This is a genomic window from Streptomyces sp. NPDC048257 (assembly GCF_043201855.1).
GTDB lineage: Bacteria > Actinomycetota > Actinomycetes > Streptomycetales > Streptomycetaceae > Streptomyces.
The window spans coordinates 89,961-107,484 of the sequence record NZ_JBICZI010000001.1 but is presented as its reverse complement, the minus strand read 5'-3'; the positions used below and the strand labels follow the sequence as shown (position 1 = coordinate 107,484).

At 75.0% G+C, this 17,524-nt stretch carries 12 protein-coding genes and 1 pseudogene; 10 read left to right on the top strand and 3 right to left on the bottom strand.

The genetic code is table 11. The features are described from left to right. Positions 1-5 precede the first annotated feature (5 nt). The 3 genes from ACGFZK_RS00485 to ACGFZK_RS00475 are packed head-to-tail and all read left to right on the top strand — an operon-like array spanning position 6 to position 5,185. On the top strand, positions 6-872 hold the full coding sequence (locus ACGFZK_RS00485; protein ID WP_393846607.1) for a hypothetical protein: 867 nt from the start codon (positions 6-8) through the stop codon (positions 870-872). After that, positions 872-3,025 (top strand): bifunctional serine/threonine-protein kinase/ABC transporter substrate-binding protein, encoded by a 2,154-nt coding sequence (locus ACGFZK_RS00480; protein WP_393846606.1) that lies wholly within the window; start codon positions 872-874, stop codon positions 3,023-3,025. The genes ACGFZK_RS00485 and ACGFZK_RS00480 overlap by 1 nt, the downstream gene beginning before the upstream one ends. Positions 3,026-3,031: 6 nt before the next feature. Beyond that, complete coding sequence (locus ACGFZK_RS00475; RefSeq protein WP_393846605.1) at positions 3,032-5,185, top strand: bifunctional serine/threonine-protein kinase/ABC transporter substrate-binding protein; 2,154 nt, start codon at positions 3,032-3,034, stop codon at positions 5,183-5,185. A gap of 50 nt (positions 5,186-5,235) precedes the next feature. Here the strand turns inward: ACGFZK_RS00475 and ACGFZK_RS00470 are convergent, their stop codons facing one another. Next, a complete protein-coding gene (locus ACGFZK_RS00470; RefSeq protein ID WP_393846604.1) occupies positions 5,236-5,856 on the bottom strand; it encodes an L-threonylcarbamoyladenylate synthase in 621 nt (206 codons plus the stop codon). A 317-nt stretch (positions 5,857-6,173) separates the two neighbouring features. On the opposite strand from ACGFZK_RS00470, the gene ACGFZK_RS00465 reads away from it, so the two are divergent. Both ACGFZK_RS00465 and ACGFZK_RS00460 read left to right on the top strand, forming a co-directional pair. Then, on the top strand, positions 6,174-7,643 hold the full coding sequence (locus ACGFZK_RS00465; protein ID WP_393846603.1) for a sensor histidine kinase: 1,470 nt from the start codon (positions 6,174-6,176) through the stop codon (positions 7,641-7,643). Then, the gene (locus ACGFZK_RS00460; RefSeq protein WP_393846602.1) at positions 7,640-8,338 is read left to right on the top strand and encodes a response regulator; all 699 of its coding nucleotides are present in this window, start codon (positions 7,640-7,642) and stop codon (positions 8,336-8,338) included. Before ACGFZK_RS00465 ends, ACGFZK_RS00460 begins: the two co-directional genes overlap by 4 nt. A 42-nt stretch (positions 8,339-8,380) precedes the next feature. Here the strand turns inward: ACGFZK_RS00460 and ACGFZK_RS00455 are convergent. Further along, a pseudogene (locus ACGFZK_RS00455) lies at positions 8,381-9,019 on the bottom strand (phosphatase PAP2 family protein); the annotation flags it as partial. Positions 9,020-9,258: 239 nt separating this feature from the next. On the opposite strand from ACGFZK_RS00455, the gene ACGFZK_RS00450 reads away from it, so the two are divergent. From ACGFZK_RS00450 to ACGFZK_RS00430, 5 genes are all read left to right on the top strand, one after another. Then, a complete protein-coding gene (locus ACGFZK_RS00450) occupies positions 9,259-11,358 on the top strand; it encodes a SpoIIE family protein phosphatase (RefSeq protein WP_393846601.1) in 2,100 nt (699 codons plus the stop codon). Positions 11,359-11,473: 115 nt separating this feature from the next. Next, positions 11,474-12,277 carry a methyltransferase domain-containing protein gene (locus ACGFZK_RS00445; protein WP_393846600.1) on the top strand — a complete coding sequence of 268 codons (804 nt, stop codon included), beginning with the start codon at positions 11,474-11,476 and terminating at the stop codon, positions 12,275-12,277. 73 nt (positions 12,278-12,350) lie between these two features. Continuing rightward, positions 12,351-12,875, top strand: a complete 525-nt coding sequence (locus ACGFZK_RS00440; protein WP_393846599.1) for a GNAT family N-acetyltransferase — start codon at positions 12,351-12,353, stop codon at positions 12,873-12,875. Between the two features lie 68 nt (positions 12,876-12,943). Further along, positions 12,944-13,735 carry a class I SAM-dependent methyltransferase gene (locus ACGFZK_RS00435; protein WP_393846598.1) on the top strand — a complete coding sequence of 264 codons (792 nt, stop codon included), beginning with the start codon at positions 12,944-12,946 and terminating at the stop codon, positions 13,733-13,735. Between the two features lie 47 nt (positions 13,736-13,782). Beyond that, a complete protein-coding gene (locus ACGFZK_RS00430) occupies positions 13,783-14,184 on the top strand; it encodes a DUF4440 domain-containing protein (protein WP_393846597.1) in 402 nt (133 codons plus the stop codon). A 12-nt stretch (positions 14,185-14,196) separates the two neighbouring features. On the opposite strand, the gene ACGFZK_RS00425 is transcribed toward ACGFZK_RS00430, so the two are convergent. Then, positions 14,197-17,397 (bottom strand): amidohydrolase family protein, encoded by a 3,201-nt coding sequence (locus tag ACGFZK_RS00425; RefSeq protein WP_393846596.1) that lies wholly within the window; start codon positions 17,395-17,397, stop codon positions 14,197-14,199. Positions 17,398-17,524: the final 127 nt, after the last annotated feature.

Sequence of the window (17,524 nt, the reverse complement as noted above, 5' to 3'; positions counted from 1 at the left end):
GTGCCGTGGGGGGACTGGTAAAACGCAACAGAGGCAACGCTGCCCTGCGCGCCTGCGGCTGCGCGGTGGTGGGACTGTTCCTCATCGCCGGATGCTCGGCCGACGGCACGCCGAAGGGCGGTGCGGCGAGCCGCACCCCGGCCGCGCCGCCGGGCACGGGCGGCAGCACCGCGGGACCGGGCAGCACGGCCGCGAGTACCCCGACCGGCGGCACCGGCTTCCCCCTGGTGCCCGAGCTCGACGAGTCCAAGCAGCCGAAGACGGTCGCCGAGGCCCGGGAACTGCTCCGCCGGGTCGTCATCGCCGAACAGGCGCTCGGGCCCGAGGTCGTGCGCAGCACCCCGTTCGAGAGCGATCCCGGCCACTGGCCCGTGCTCGACGAGGGCTGCGTCTGGCAGACCGCGGGGCTGCCGGCCGACGTACTCGCCACGAGCACCCGCTACTTCCACGTCCCGGCCAAGGACGGCCGCGGCCGGGTACGCCTCAGCGCCACCGTCACCATCCACCACAACCGCCTGGAATCCGGCTGGGAGACCGCCCGCTCCATGGAGGAGGTCCTGCGCTGCCCGGACCAGAAGCTGCGTGAGGGCGAGGAACTCAAGAGCCTGTGGGGCGGCGTCCTCTACCTCGGCGAGCAGATGAACGGCTGGACCGAGGACGCCTTCACCGAATCCGGCAAGTACGTCGGCGCGCAGGACGGCGGACCCCACTACTACACCTGGTCGCAGGCCCAGTTCGGACCCGTCACCGTGGCCATCGCCGCCCGGGGCGCGGCGGGCATCACCGAGGAGGCCGTGAGCGCCTTCGTGGTCCAGGGCACCAGCCGGATGATGGCGCAGGCCAAGCAGGAGCTCGGAAAGGCGGCGGGCTGATGGAGCCGCTCCATCCCTCGGACCCCTCCCGGATCGGCGGCCACCGACTCCTCGGACGGCTCGGCGCCGGCGGCATGGGCGTCGTCTACCTCGGCCGTACCGACGACGGCGCGCTCGCCGCGGTCAAGGTGATCCGCGCGGAGTACGCCGAAGAGGCCGACTTCCGGGCCCGCTTCCGCCGCGAGGCCGAGATCGCCGCCGCGGTGGACAGCCCATGGGCCGTCCGGATCACCGGCGCCGACCCGGACGCCCCCGAACCGTGGCTCGCCACCTCCTTCGTCGCGGGCCCCTCCCTCGCCGAGGCCGTCGCCGCCCACGGCCCGCTCCCGCTGCGCGCCGTACGGATCCTCGGCAAGGCCATGGCCAAGGCCCTCGGGGTGATGCACGAGCAGGGCCTCGTACACCGCGACGTCAAACCCGGGAACGTCCTCCTCGGCATGGACCGGCCCCGGCTCATCGACTTCGGGATCGCCCGGGGCGGCGAGCACACCGCCCTGACCTCGGCCGACGCCGTCCTCGGCACCCCCGGCTTCCTTCCGCCCGAGCAGGCCGAGGGCCGCCCCGCCGAACCGGCCGGCGACGTCTTCTCGCTCGGCTGCCTCCTCGCGTACGCCGCCGGCGGCCGGCTGCCCTTCGGTACCGGCACCGTCGACGCGGTGCTCTACCGCACGGTCCACGACGAGCCCGACCTCGGCCCGCAGATCCTCGCCGACCCCGAACTCGCCGCGCTGCTGCGGACCTGCCTCGCCAAACACCCAGACGTCCGGCCCACCGCGCGCGAGCTGGACGAGGCCCTGACGGAGGACACCCCGGGGGAGGGCACCGACTGGCTGCCCGATCCGGTCGTCGCCACCATCGCCGAGCGCGCCGCCGCGCTGCTCGCCCTGCCGGGCATCGACGAGACCGTCGCCGAGCCGGACGCCGCCCCCGCGCCCGGCACGGCCCCGCCCTCCCGCAGAAGGTTCCTCGCCCTCGCCTCCGGGGGAGCCGTGCTCGTGGCCGGCGGCGGCCTGGCCACCTGGCTGGCCCTCCGCGACCGGGACAGGTCCAAGTCCCCGGCGGACGCCCGGCGGCAGTGGGTGATCGGTGTGCAGGCCGATCTCACCGGCCCGCGGAAGGCCGCCGGACAAGCCCAGGAACGTGGGGTTCGGCTGGCCGTCGACGCCTTCAACTCCCGCAAGGACAAGCCCTTCACGCTCACCGTCGCCACCGCCGACGACGGAGGGCAGGCGGACCGCTCCGCGGCCGCCGCCACCGGACTCATCGCCAACCGCGACCTGTTCGCGGTGATCGGCCCCACCGGCAACGAGTCCGTCATCCCGTGCCTCGAGCTCTACGGAGAGGCCTCCGTACCCCTGGTCACCGTGTCCGCCCTGGCGACCACCTTCGGCGTTACCGACCGGCGCAGCTTCTTCCAGAGCTGTCCGCTCTCCTCGGGCCAGGCCGCCGCGGTCAACCTGCAACTCGCCGGGAAGCAGGGCGTCCGCCGGATGGGCATCCTCAGTGACCGCAGCGGCGACACCGACACCTGGCAGGCGGCCCAGCTGGTGGGCCGCACCATCGCCTACTTCGCACCCGAGGCCACCTACTACGGGCGCGTCGTCCCGCGCGGCGTGCAGGACCTGGCCCCGGTGGTCACCGACATGCTCGCCCACGGCGTCGACGGCTTCTTCTACACGGGCACCCCGGCCGGAGGGGCCAAGGCCGCCGGACTGCTCGCCGCCGCCGGCTTCAAGGGCCCCCGGGCCGCCGACTACACCATCGCGGACCCCGAGTTCCTCGGCGCGGCCGGCCCGGCGGCCGAGGGCTGGCAGTTCTTCACCCCGTACACCGGCCCCGAGGCCCCCGAGGTCGCGGAGATGACCCGCGCGCACCGGGCGGCGTACGGCGCGGCCCCCGACATCTGGGCGGCGGAGGCCTTCGACGCCACCCGCCTGGTCATCGACCGGCTGGTCACCGCCGCCGCGGGCGGTGCGCGGCCGACCCGCGCCGGTCTGCTGACCGCGCTCGCCCAGGGCACCTTCCGCGGCCTGACCAAGGAGTACACCTTCGACGACCGGCGGCAGGTCAAGGGCAACGTCTTCTTCGTGCACCAGGTGGAGGGCGGCCGCATGCGCTACGTCGGCCCGGCCAACGCGCCCGTGGCGGGATAACCCCCGGTGCGCCCCCTCACCTCTGCCGATCCGGCCGCGATCGGCGGCAACCGGCTGCTGGGACGCCTCGGTTCGGGCGGCATGGGTACCGTGTACCTGGCCCGTTCCGCTGCGGGCACCCTCGTCGCGGTCAAGGTCATCCGCGCCGACCACGCCGCGAACCCGGACTTCCGCGCCCGCTTCCGCCGCGAGGTGGAAGCCGCCGGGCAGCTCACCGGGCGCTGGGTGGTCCCGGTGGTCGCCGCCGACCCGCAGGCACGCGAGCCCTGGCTCGCCACCCCCTTCGTGCCCGGCCCCTCCCTGGCCGAGGCCGTCGGAGGGTACGGCCCGCTGCCCGCCCGGGCGGTACGGACCCTGGGCGCGCGGCTCGCCGAGGCGCTGGAGCAGGTGCACGCGGCCGGACTGGTCCACCGCGACGTCAAACCCGGCAACATCCTGCTCGCCCCGGACGGGCCCCGCCTGATCGACTTCGGGATCGCGCGCGCCGAAGGCGCCGCCACGCTGACCGCCGTGGACGCGGTCCTCGGGACCCCGGGATACCTGGCACCGGAGCAGGCCCGGACGGACGGCGCCGCGGCGGGCGCCCCGAGCGACGTGTTCTCCCTCGGCTGCGTCCTGGCGTACGCGGCGACCGGGCACGGGCCGTTCGGCGGCGGCCACGCGGCCGCGGTGGTCTACCGCACCGTGCACGACGAGCCCGAACTCTCGGGCCTTCCCGCGGAGTTGCTCGATCCGGTGCTGGCCTGCCTGGCGAAGGACCCGACGGCCCGGCCCACACCCGCAGAGCTGCGCGCCGTACTGGGCGACGAACTCACCGGAGCGGACGCCGAGGACTGGCTGCCGCCCCCGCTGCCCCGCCTCATCGCCGAACGCTCCACCAGGGCCCTGGACCTGCCCGCCCCCGAGCCGACCCGGATCGACGCGCCGGAGGCGGTCGTACGGGGCCTCACCCGCAGGCGGCTGCTCGCGGCCGGCGCGGGCGGCCTGGCCCTCATCGGCGCACCGGTCGCCTGGTTCACCACCCGCGGGCGGGCCCGCGGCACGACACCGCCGGCCCGCGACCTCGCCACCCTCACCCTCGCCCTGCAGGCCGACCTGACCGGGCCCGGCAAGGGGATCGGCATCGGCCAGGCACACGAGCGCGGGATGAGACTGGCCGTGGACCGGCACAACAGCCGCAAGGACGCCGCGTTCCGGCTGGCCCTGCGCGTCGCCGACGACGCCGGGGACCCCGCGCGCGCCGCGCAGGTGGTCAAGGAGCTGGCCGCCGATCCCGCGGTGCTGGCACTCACCGGCCCCACCTGGGACGCGGCCCTGCCCGAGCTGGCCACCGCCTGCGGCGCGGCCGATCTCGCCCTGCTGCTGGTGTCGGCCGACAGCGCCGAGACCGCCCCGTCGCAGTGGCGCACCCTGGTCGCCACCCGCCCGGCCGGCGACCAGCTCGCCCTCCCGGTGATCGACTACTTCAGCCGCATCCGGCCCGTCCACCGCACGGGCCTGGTGGAGGACGTCGAAGGCGGCGAGCCCGCGTATCCGCTCGTCCGCGTCCTGCAGCAGAGCCCGCCGTCGCAGGGCACGGTCAGCGTCCACCGGATCCAGGCGGGCAGCTCCGACTTCGCGGGCGCCGTACGCGCACTGACCGGGGCCGGGGCCGAAGCCGTCGTCTACGCCGGCACCTCACCGCAGCGTGCGGCCCAGATGGCCCGCGCCCTGACCGAGGGCGGGTTCCGGGGACCGCGGATGGGCATCCAGCACGCCATGGAACCGGCCTTCCTCACCGCGGCCGGACCGGCAGCCGAGGGCTGGCTGTTCAGCGCCCTGTTCACCGATCCCCTGGCCGTGCCCGCCGCGGCCGAGTTCGTCGCCGCGCACCGCACCGCGTACGGGCAACCGCCCGCCCGCTGGGCCACCGAGGCGTACGACGCCGTGGGCCTGGTGACTGCGGCCCTGACCGGCCTGGGGGAGGAAGGGCGGGACCGTGCGGGCCTGACCCGCAGGATCTTCCGGACGGCCCACGAGGGCCTGGCCAAGCCGTTGTCCTTCGACTCCAACACACACGTTCTGACCAGGACCCGCACCGCCCACCTCTACCGGGTCGAATCCGGCGCGTACCGGTACCTGGGCCTCCACGCGGACGTACGCCCCGAGTCCGCGCAGTGAGCGGGGCCGGCCAGGGCGGGACGGCCCCGGCGCGGCGTCGCGTGGCGTGGCTACTCGAACCGGGAGGTGTCGCCGGCCCCCCGGCGGACGATCTCGACGTCACCACCGGAGAAGTCGATGACGGTGGTCGGCTCGGTGCCGCAGTCACCCGAGTCCAGTACGGCGTCCACCTCGTGGTCGAGCCGCTCCTTGATCTCCCAGCCCTGCGTCATCGGCTCGGCCTCGTCGGGCAGCAGCAGGGTGCTGGAGAGCAGCGGCTCGCCGAGCTCCGCGAGCAGGGCCTGCGTGACGACGTGGTCGGGGATGCGGACTCCGACCGTCTTCTTCTTCGGGTGCAGCAGCTGGCGCGGCACCTCCGACGTCGCGGGGAGGATGAAGGTGTAACTGCCCGGGGTCGCCGCCTTGATGGCGCGGAACACGTCATTGTCGATGTGGACGAACTGACCCAGCTGTGCGAAGTTCTGGCACACGAGGGTGAAGTGGTGACGGTCGTCCAGGTGCCGGATCGACCGGATCCGGCTGATGCCGTCGCGGTTGCCCAGCTGGCATCCCAGCGCGAAGCAGGAGTCCGTCGGGTATGCGACGAGCTTCCCGCCGCGGATCATGTCGACCACGCTGTCGATGGTGCGCCGCTGGGGATTCTCTGGGTGTACGTCGAAGTATTTCGCCATCCGCCGAGCGTACGCGCTCGCGGCCCCGCCACCGCCCCGCCACCGCCCCGCCACCGCCCCGCCACCGCCGCGCCCGGGCCCGCCCGGGCTCGCCGGCCGGGCCGCGGGGGACAGGGTGCGACGATGCGCGGATGCGCACGCTGAGTGAACTGCCGGACGTCGACGATCCCGCCTGGCCCGAACTGGCCGAGGAACTCGGTGCCGGGGCCGTGCCGGGCAAGCCGGGCCCGGCCTGATCGACAAGACGGGCCCCGAGGGGCCGACGGTGGACTTTCGGCAGTGCCGCGGACCCGGGGGAGTTCCGTAGGGTCGCCTGCGTGAGATCAGTGATCAGCAAGACCCGGATACCGGAACCGGTCGCGTCCGCGGGCCTGTTCGCCGGTGCGGTCGCCGCCGTCGGCATGAGCGTGACCGGGCTGTGGTGGGGGATACCGGCGGCGCTCTGCGCCTTCCTCGCGGGCCGAGGGCCCGGGCCGGGCCGGAGCGCCGCGCTGGCCCTGGCGGCCGTGCTCGCGGCCGCCGTGCCGGCCGTGGTCCTGGTACCCGCCTGGCTCGGGTGGGGGAGCCGGTTCGTGCTGATGCTGTTCGCGGCGGTGATGCTCCCGTGGTTCGCAGGCCGCTTCCTGCGCCAGTACCGCGCACTGGTACGGGCCGGATGGGAGCGGGCCGCGCGGCTGGAGCAGGAGCAACGACTGCTCGCCGAACAGGCCCGCCTGCGTGAACGGACCAGGATCGCGCAGGACATGCACGACCTCCTCGGCCACGAACTCAGCCTCATCGCCCTGTCGGCGGGAGCCCTCAAGCTGGCCCCGGGCCTGCCCGAGGCCCACCGCGCCGCCGCACAGGACATCCGCTCCAGGGCGGGAGCCGCCGTGGACCGGCTCGGCGAGGTGATCGGCATCCTGCGCGAGCCCTCGGACACCGCGGCCGGGCCCGGAGCCGGCGTCGCGCCCGGGCTCGCGGGGATCGGGGGCCTGGTGGACCGGGCCGCCGCGGCGGGGCTCGACGTACGGCTGCGCGTGGCGGGCGAACCGGCGGCCGACGAGCCGCCGCGGGCCGTCGGCCGGGCCGTGCACCGCATCGTCCAGGAGGCGCTGACGAACGTGGCCAAGCACGCGCCCGCCGACCGGGCGACGGTCGTCCTGCGGCGCGCGGAGGACCGGACCGAGGTCGCCGTGACGAACCGGCCCACGCGGGGCCCGGATCCCGGACCGACCGGCTCGGCCGCCGCACCCGGCGGGGCCCACCGTCTCGGGCTCATCGGCCTGGACGAACGGGTCCGGCTGGCCGGCGGCTCCTTCACCGCGGGCCCCGAGGGCGACGGCTTCGCCGTGCGCGCCGTACTCCCGCACCGGCCGGGCGGGCCGGCTCCGGCCGCCCCGGCCCGCCCGGCCGGCGTACTGCCTCCCGAGCACCACACCGCCCGCCGTCGGCTGCGCCGTACCGCCACCGCGGCCGTGCTGGTCCCGTTGTGCACCGCCGGTCTGCTCATCCTCGGGGTGCGGGCCTGGGACACCGTCACGGCACGGCAGTCCGTACTCGCCCCGCAGGACTACGCCCGGCTGAGCGTCGGGCAGCCCCGCACCGAGGTGACGCCCTACCTGCCCGAACGCCAGACGACCCGCCGCCCGGCCGTGCCCACCCCCGAACCGCCGGGCACCGCCTGCGAGTTCTACGTACAGACCGCCGACCCCTTCGACGACCGCTCGGGGGACGTCTACCGCCTCTGCTTCCGGGCCGGCCGCCTGGTCTCCACCGACACCTTCACCGGGAGGGAAGTCCGATGATCCGGATCCTGATCGCCGACGACGAGCCGATGATCCGCGCCGGCGTCCGCGCCGTCCTCGCCACCGACCCCGGCATCACGGTCGTCGCCGAGGCCGCCGACGGCCACGAGGCGGTGCGGCTCGCGCAGAGCCACCACCCGGACGTGGCCGTCCTGGACATCCGGATGCCGGGAACGGACGGCATCGAGGCCGCCGCCGAGATCCGCAGGACCGCACCCGCGACCGGAGTCGTGATGCTGACGACCTTCGGCGAGGACGAGTACATCCTGCGTGCGCTCGGCGAGGGCGCCACCGGATTCCTCGTCAAGTCCGGCGAGCCGGAGGAACTGATCGCCGGGGTGCGGGCCGTCGCCGACGGCGCCGCCTACCTGTCACCGAAGGTCGCGGCCCGGGTCGTCGCCCACCTCGCGGCCGACGGCGCGGGCGCCCGGGCGGGCCGCCGCGCCGCGGCCCGTGCCCGGGTCGACGCCCTGACCGGCCGCGAACGGGAGGTGCTGGGCTTCCTCGGCGGCGGGCTGTCCAACGGGCAGATCGCCCGCCGTCTGCACCTGGCCGAAGGCACGGTGAAGGCCCACGTCAGCTCGATCCTCGCCCGCCTCGGCGTCGACAACCGGGCCGCGGCGGCGGTGGTCGCGCACGAGGCCGCGGTCGTTCCCGCGCCGCCCGCGGACCGGACCCCGTACGAGCAGCGCTGACACCGCGTGCCCGGCGACCGGCAGGAGGAGGATCCACAGGGTCGCGACTGCACTCGCGCCGAGCGCCGCGCCCGCGAGGACGTCGTGCGGATAGTGCACGCCCACCAGCACCCGCAGCAGGGCGGCGGCCGCCGCCATCGGCAGGGCGAGGGCCGCGAGCCGGGGCCGTACGAGCGTCACACCGACCGCCAGCGCGACGGCGAGGGTGGCGTGATTGCTGGGGAAGGACCAGTCGCCCGGCACCGGGCACGGCGCGACGGCCGACGCCCCCGCCACCGCCCGGCACGGCCGTTCCTCGTCCACGAGGAGTTTCAGTGCCTCGCTGAGGGCGTAGGAGGCCACGGTCCCGGCCGCCGCCAGGGCCACACCGGCCAGGCCCGGCACGTCACGGCGCCGCAGGGCGCGCAGGCCCGTCCAGGCCAGCAGCAGGCCCAGGAACAGCAGCGTGCCCTCACTCGCGGCTTCCAGCGCCTGCCCGGCCCACGCCGGCCAGTCGCGCGCCACGCTCCCGGCGAGTGACCGGTACGCCGTCGCCGAGGCGCCCTCCGTGACGTGTACCGGCTCGTTCGTGCCCAGTGCGCCGCCGGGAGCCGCCCAGGTGACGGCCGCGGTGCCCGCGCCGAACGCCGCTCCGGCCAGCGACAGCCGCAGGCCCCATCCGTATCGGGTGTTCTCTTCCATGGACCCGACCGTAGGAATCCGGGGACCGGCCCGCCCCGGCCGAAGGGCCACCCCGGACCCCGACGAACGTCAGGGTTGCGGCATCGGCCGTCCCGTGCCGCACGGCCGCGCCGCGGACGCTCCGGACGCTGCCGGGCGGGTTCGGGGGCACGATGAGAGATAGCCGCGCGCCTCGGCCCGCCCCGGAGCGGATAGGGGCGGGTGGCGTCGGGCCGACGATGCCGGAAGGAGCGTCGCCGATGGGTGCGATCGACGGGTCGGGGATCGGTGGGTTCAGGCCGGGTATGGCGGGAGTCACCCCGCCGAGCGGGTTGCTCGACGTCCTGAACGTCGCGGCGGTCGTCCTCGACTCCGAGGGGCGGGTCGCACTGTGGAGCCCGCAGGCCGAGCAGCTGTTCGGCTGGACGGCCGGGGAGGCGCTGGGCCAGCCCGCCGCCCGGCTGCTGGCCGCCAAGGAGCACGTGGGCCTGGTCACGGAGCTGTTCGCGCGCGTCATGGGCGGCGCGGGGGACTGGGCGGGAGCCTTCCCGGTACGGCTCAGGGACGGCACCACGCGCCTGGTGGAGTTCCGCAACATGCGGCTGCTCGACGATCACGGCCAGATGTACGCCCTGGGCATCGCGACCGACCGCACCCGGCTGCGCCAGCTGGAGCGGGACCTCGCCCTCTCGGCGCGCCTGGTGGCCCAGTCCCCGATCGGGCTCGCGGTCCTCGACACGGAACTGCGGTACGTGCTGGTCAACCCCACGCTGGAGCGGATCAACGGACTGCCCGCCGAGGAGCACATCGGCCGGGGCGTCCGCGAGGCCCTCGCCTTCCTCGACGACGCGGAGGCCGCCGAGTCGGCGATGCGCCAGGTCCTGGCCACCGGAAGACCGCTGCTCGAACAGTTCACGGCCGGCCGCGCCCACGGCGGGGACCGCACCGAACACGCCTGGTCGGTGTCGTACTACCGGCTGGAGGACGCCACCGGGCGGGTCCTGGGTCTGGCCACCTCCGTGGTGGACGTCACCCAGAGTCACCAGGCGGCCCTCGAGATCGCCCGCAGCCGCCGCCGCCTCGCACTCATCGCCGACGCCACCGTCCGGATCGGCACCACCCTCGACCTCGAGCAGACCGCGCGGGAGCTCGCCGACGTCGTCGTCCCCGAACTCGCGGACATCGCGGCCGTCGACATCCTCGACTCCGTCCTCGAAGGCCGGCCGACCCTGAGATCATCCGCCCACGAGCCCGCGGTGTTCCGCGCACTGGCCCTCGCCGCCGCCTACCCCAGCGACGCCGTCCGCGCCGCCGACCCGCCGGGCGACATAGCCCGCTACGCCGCGGACCGGCTGGTCACCCAGTCCGTGACGACCGGCCACCCGGTCCTGGTCGCCCACGTCCAGGCCCAGGACATCTCCCGCATCGCACGCGACAGCACCGCCGCCAACCTCCTGACCCGCGCCGGACTGCGCTCCTACCTGGCCGTCCCGCTCATCGCCCGCGGCGAGGTCCTCGGCGCCCTCGACCTCAAACGCACCCGCAACCCGCTGCCGTTCAACGACGACGACATCGTGCTGGCCGGAGAACTCGCCGCCCGCGCCGCCGTGTGCATCGACAACGCCCGCTGGTACCGCAACGCCCACCACACCGCCCTCGCCCTCCAGCACCACCTCCTCCCGCACCACCCCCCGCCCACCCCCGGCCTGGAAGTCGCCTACCGGTACCGGCCCGCCGCGGCCAGCAGCGAGATCGGCGGCGACTGGTTCGACGCCATCGCCGGACCGGACGACACCACCGTCCTCGTGGTCGGAGACGTCATGGGCAGCGGCATCAACGCGGCCGCCAGCATGGGGCAGCTGCGCACCGCGACCCGCACCCTCGCCGAACTCGCGCTCGACCCGCCGCAGGTGCTCCAGCAGCTCGACCACACCACCGCCGCACTGGAGGAGACCATCGCCACCTGCGTCTACGTCGTCTACGACCCGCACGCCGCCCAGTGCCGCGTGGCCCTCGCCGGACATCTGCCGCCCGTCCTCATCCGCTCCGGCCAGAGCCCCCGACTGCTCGAACTGCCCACCGGCGCACCGCTCGGCGTCGGCGGCATCCCCTTCGAATCCACCGCCATCGCCATGGACCCCGGCGATCAACTGGTCCTCTACACCGACGGGTTGGTCGAGACCCGCGACCAGCCCATCGACGAACGGCTCGACCTCCTCCTCGCCCTGCTCGCCGACACCGGGCGTCCGCTGGAGGAGACCTGCGACCGCCTGCTGGACTCCCTGCGCCGCACGGACGACCACGACGACGTGGCCCTGGTCATCGCCCGCGCCAGGCCCCTGCCGACGGACCCGGCATAGCCCCTTCGGTGTGCCACAATGCGGATTCGAGCGACTGGCGGCCCGGAGATGGAATCGACCATCGGGAAGCACACTCGCGGGAGCCGACCGCCTGGGCGCCCGCGCAGGTGCCGCCATGAACGATTTCGCCGACGTCGACCGCAGCGGTCGCGGGCCGGAACTCCTCGACTATCTCGACCACGCCCACCACGGACTGTCCGCACCCAAGAACGTGATGCGCACGCGCATGGCCGTACCGGTGGGCCACGGCGTCCTGGACCTGGGCTGCGGTGCGGGACACGAGCTGGTCGAGCTCGAACGCGCCGGACTGCGCGCGTACGGAGCGGATTCCAGCCGCGTGATGCTGGACGCGAGCCGCAGGCGGCTGGAGGCCTTCGGGCTCCCGGTCCGGCTCGTCCGCGCCGATGCCCACCGCCTGCCGTACGCCGACGGGAGCTTCGCGGGCTGCCGCATCGAACGCGTCCTCCAGCACGTGAACGACCCCGCCGCCGTCCTGGCGGAAGCGCACCGGGTCCTGCGCCCGGGCGGAAGCCTCACCGTCCTGGAGCCCGACTGGGCGTCCCTCGTCCTGGCCTCCGGGGACCCGGAGGCGGCGCGCGCCGTCGCCGACGCGGTCGGCGGCCGCGTTCCGAACCGCCAGGTGGGCCGGCACCTGCGCCGCCTGCTGACCTCGGCGGGCTTCACCGACGTACGCGCCGAGGTCGAGCTCGTCGTCTACGCATCGGCCACGGAACTGTCCCGCGTCATCTCCCTGGAACGGGCCGCACGTGCGGCGTGGACCGGCGGCCTGATCCCGCGCGGGCGCGCGGAGGCCCTGCTCCGTGAACAGGCCGCGCTGACGGAGTCCGGCGGCTTCCACGCCACGTTCCAGCGCACCACCGTCGCCTGGGCGCGACGGGACGGCGCCACGGACCGCTGACGGGCGCGCGGGCTTCGGCGGGCCCTACGGCGGGGCGCCGGCCGGCGCCCCGCCGACTGTTATCGTCCGAGGTATGCCCGAGCTCATAGCCCCCACCCCCCGCCTGCACGCTTCCTGGCTGGCCGCGCAACAGGAATGGGGACCCGACGCCCACATGGACGGAGCCGGCCTCGGCTCCGACGACGATGTGGACACCCCGGAGGGCTTCGCGGCCTGGGTGGAGCGACTGGGCCGGTACGCGGACCGCACGGTGCCGGTCGACCACGGCCGGGTCCACGCGACGTACTGGTGGATCTCCGAGGGCGACACGTATCTGGGCGCGATCGACCTGCGGCACTACCTGAACGGCTTCCTCCTCGACGCGGGCGGCCACATCGGCTATGGCATCAGGCCCTCGGCACGTCGCCGGGGCCTGGCCACCTGGGCCCTGCACGCGGTCCTGCACGAGGCGCGCGTCCTGGGGATGGACCGGGTCCTGCTGACCTGCGACCCGGACAACGAGGCCTCCGTCCGCACGATCGAGGGCAACGGCGGGGTCCTGGAGGACGTCCGGGACACCCTGATCGGCCCCAAGCGCCGCTACTGGATCGACCTCTAGCGGACGGCGGCGCAGCGCCACCGTGTCGTTCCACCCCCGTACGGCGGCGGTGGGCCGATAGTGGGGCTGTGAGCGACAGACCGGAGGAACCGGGGCGGGGTCGTGCCGAGGACGGCACGGCCTGGTCCGGACGTGCGGGTGCGCAGGCGTTCGCGGCGGTGGAGGCGGCCACGGACTGGCTGCTCGGATATCCCTTCGTCTTCCGGGCCCTGTCCCGCCGCATCGGCGTCGGCGAGGTCCTGATCGACTACGGCTGCGGGCCGGGCAAGGTGGCCGACCAGGCCGCCCGGCGGCTGGGCGCGCGCGTGCTGGGGGTGGACACCTCCCCGGAGATGCTGACGCTGGCCCGCGGATCGGCGACCGCGGTGGCCGGGTACCACCTGGTCGAGGACGGACGGGTGAGCGGCCTGCCGGACGGCTGCGCGGACGCCGTGATGTGCAACCACGTGCTGGCGTCGCTGCCGACCGAGGAGGCGGTGCTCGGCGTGTTCACCGAGATCCACCGGCTCCTGCGGCCGGGCGCCCCGTTCGTCCTGCTGAGCACCGATCCCGCCTGCAGCGGCACGGAGTACGCCTCGCTGCGGATCGGCGAGCCGGGCGAGGCGTACGGTCCGGGCGACGAGCTGACCGTACGGCTCCGGCGCACGGACGGATCCTGGCAGGAGGTACGCAACCACGCGTGGCCCGTCGGCCTGCTGCCGGACCTGCTGGAGCGCACCGGCTTCCGGGACGTCGGGCAGCACCGCCCGACCGTGGACGAGGCACTGACCGTGGCCGATGCGGACCTCGCGGACGGCCGCGCGTGGGCGGGGGAGCGGGCGAACCCGCCTCTGGTGATCACGACGGCCCGGGCGCACTGAATTCTCCGTGCGCTCCGTCCGCGCCTGCGCGGTGTTACTGTCGCGCCATGTCGTCCAAGGCCGAAATAGACGTGGTGACCGCCGAGTTCTTCGGCGCCTTCGACAACCGGGGCGGCAAGCCCGCCGATCTGGACCGGATCCGTCGGCTGGTGCTGCCGGGCGGAGTGATCACCATGACCGGCCCGCAGTTCACGGTCTACACCGTGGAGGGGTTCATCGAGCCGCGCCGGCGCCTGCTGGCCGACGGCCGGCTCACCGAGTTCTCCGAGTGGGAGACCTCCGAACGGACCGAGATCGCGGGCGACATCGCGTCGCGGTTCGGCGAGTACGGCAAGTCGGGGATCCTCGACGGCACGCCGTTCCAAGGGGGCGGGACCAAGACCATCCAGTTCGTCCGCACCGCGGACGGCTGGCGGATCGCCGCCTTCGCCTGGTACGACCAGCCCTGACCAGTGACATCGCTACGCGTGCGGGCTGCAGCAGCCGTCGCGCAGCATCTGGTCCAGCACCGTGAGCCAGTGGCCGGACTCCGGGGCGGGCGAGGTGAAGGCACGCTCCAGGACCGGGCGTTCACGGACGGTCCCGCCGCGGACCGTCGCCCGTACGCGGACCAGGTCGCCGAAGTCGGTGAACGGGTCGCCGTCGACCAGGGTGAGGTCGGCGATCCGGCCGGGCTCGACCGTGCCGAGCCGGTCCGCGACGCCGAACACCCGGGCCGGCGTCCGGGTCACCGTCGTCAGGGCCTCCGCCGGCGTCAGGCCGTACCGGTGCAGGGCCCGCAGGGCCAGGTGGAGATGGAGGCCGACCGGGGTGAGCGGCGCGTCGGTGCCGAGCGCCAGCCGTCCGCCGCCCTCGATGACGCGCCGGTAGACGCCGACCTCCCGCTCCAGCGCCGCACTCTGCTCGGCACTCGGCGGCGTGGCCGCCGCGGCCCGGACGGCCGCCACGTCCCACGGCGGCATCAGGGACGTGACCCGGGCGTCGTCGGCGAGCGCCGGATCGGCGCCGATCAGCGGGAGGGCCGTGAAGGGGGTGGCGATGAGATCGAAACCGCCGCGCGTGTACACCTCCAGGGTGTCCTGGTACGTGTCCCCCCGCGGGGTCGCACCGTGCCCGTACTCGGCACGCTCGGTCGCCACCAGATGCGTGGTCAGGTCCTGGCCGGACCGGATGCCGGGGGCGCACAAGTGGGAGCCGGCCAGGACGCCGAGCCGCTCGTGCGCGAAGCGGGCGGCCTCGGCCATGTGCGCGTAGGGGGCCCGTACGTACGTCTTGACGAAGTCCCAGTCCAGCGCCGCGGCCCGGGCCAGCGAGCGCGCGAAGCCCGCACCCGTGCGATGGGCGCGCCCCATGCTGTAGGCGACCCGCGAGCCGTCCAGGAGCTCCCCGCCCGCCAGCATCCGGGGCGCGGCGAGCCGCCCGGCCCGGATGTCTTCGCGCAGCCGGGCCTGTTCGTAGGCGGAGCCGCCGAGCGAGACCACGGTCGTGACCCCGTACGCGAGGTGCAGGGCGCCCTGGCGCGCACCGTACGTGTAGGGGTACGGGTGGACGTGCGAGTCCCACAGGCCGGGCAGGACCGTGCCGGTGGAGGCGTCCACGGTGCGGGCGGCGCGGCGGCCCGGCCGGTGCGGTTCGACGGCGGTGATCCGGCCGCCGCTGATCAGGATGTCGACGTCGGCGCGGGGCGGGGATCCGGTGGCGTCCCAGAGCAGTCCCGCGTGCACGACGGTGTCGACGGGTGCGGGGCGCCGGTAGTCCAGGGAGACGGGCACGGACCTGGGCGCCCCGGCCGGTGCGCCGGCGTCGTCCAGGGTGAGCAGGCGCAGCCGGGCACAGGACTGGTAGAGCAGGGTGCGGGAATCCGCGGACCACGAAGGGTGGTCGGCGGGCTCGTCGGTCAGGCGGCGCGCCGGGCCGGACGGGGTGCCGTCGGGGCCGACGGGAAGCAGCCAGAGGGCCGACTCGCCGACGCAGGCCAGGAAGCGGCCGTCGGGGGACCAGACGGGACCGGAGGCGTAGCGGTCGGCGAGCGAGGCGTGGGGGGCGAGCGCGTGGAGGCGGGCGGCCCCGGTGGCGGAGTCGACGATGCGGATGAGGTTGTAACCCTCGCGGAAGCGGCGGCTGAGCCGGTTGCGGTCGCAGAGGGCGAGGTGGCGGCCGTCGGGCGACCAGCTGGGCGGGCCGGGCAGACCGCCCCCGCCGAGGGCCGCCACCAGGGGGGTCTCCGTCCCGGTCGCGAGGTCGCGGACGAGGAGCCGCCCGGCGAGGTCGAGGGCGGCGAGCCGTTTGCCGTCGGGCGACAGCACCCCGTAGACGCGGCCGCCCGGGGCGAGAACGCTCTCCCGGCCGCCGCCGAGTTCCCGGCGGCGTACGGTGTTCAGCCCGTCACGGTCGTCGGTGTAGACGAGGGCGCGGCCGTCCGGGCTCCACACCGGCCCCTGGACGTACGCCGTGACGGGCGCCTGGACGATCTTGCGGGGCGCCCCGCCGGTGACGGGTGCGACCCACAGCGCGTTCAGCGCGGCGAAGGCGACGCTGCGGCCGTCGGGGGAGAGGGCCGGCAGGTGGATGCCCCGAACCGGAAGGCTCTGTTCGGCCTCCAGGACGTACTCCTTGACCCGGTAGCGGGGGCGGGGCACTTCGAGGGTGGCATCGAGGGGGATCTCGCGGCCGGGGTCGCCGTGGCGGTCGGGGCGGATGATCCGGAACCGGCCGTCGAGGGTGATCAGCAGCCGGTCGTCGCCGATCCAGCGCGGGGGTGCGGGCGCGAGATCACCATCGAGGGGGACCGGACGGCCGTCGGCGAACAGGGAGAGGTGCTCGGCCTTGCGGGCGCCGGGAGCCGCGGACAGCCAGGCGGTGCGTCCGGCGGGGGAGAGCGCCGGGGCCAGCAGCCTGCCGTCGGTGACGGTGTGCTCGACCCGCACCGGGGCCGTTCCACCGTCGGCGGGCTCCGCGGCCACGGAGGCGATGGTCCGGGCGGTCAGGGTTTCGCCGGTGGGCGTGCCGCGTACGAACAGCACGCGCGAGCCGTCGGGCGACCAGACGGGGTCGAAGTCCTCCCACTCCCCGTCCTGACCGGGACCGTCCTGTCCCGGCAGGCCCGTCAGCCGGCGCGGGGGGCCGCCGGTCACGGTGACCGTCCAGATCCGGTACGGGCTGCCGGCCACCGGATCACCGCCGCGTTCCGAACAGAAGGCGAGCGTACGGCCGTCGGGCGACCATGCGGGCGCGCGGTGGTCGAAGGGGCCGTCGGTGAGGGGGCGCAGGCCGGAGCCGTCCGCGTTCATCACCCAGATGTGGAAGGCGCCGCCGCGGTAGGCGCTCATCGCCACCTGGCGGCCGTCGGGGGAGAGGACCGGGCGGCAGGGTTCGAGGTCGGGCGGGGTGAGCGGCGTCGCGGGCGCACCATCCGGTGGCAGCGACCAGAGAACGCCCTGCACCTCGGCGACGACCCGGCCCCCGGCGGCGGTGGCCGCGCCGTTGGTCGTACGGGTGAACCGCAGCCTGACCAGGTCCCCGGCGGCTCCGCCCGCGGCGTCCGGGGCCTGCGGGGCGTGTGCGGCGTCCGGGGCGGCCCCTGCCGCGGACGTGCGGTCGAGCAACGCCGTCAGGGCGCCCGCCGACGCCGCCTGCAGTACGGTCCTTCGCGCAACTCGCAACCCGACCACTCGTCCTGTCCGTCGATGACTGCCCCGAACAACCCGTCAGCGACCCAAACGATCACGACCCCGGTGGGGCAACGGCGCCGCACGGGAGCGGTGGGAAAAGGGTTTGACCCCGTGGGCG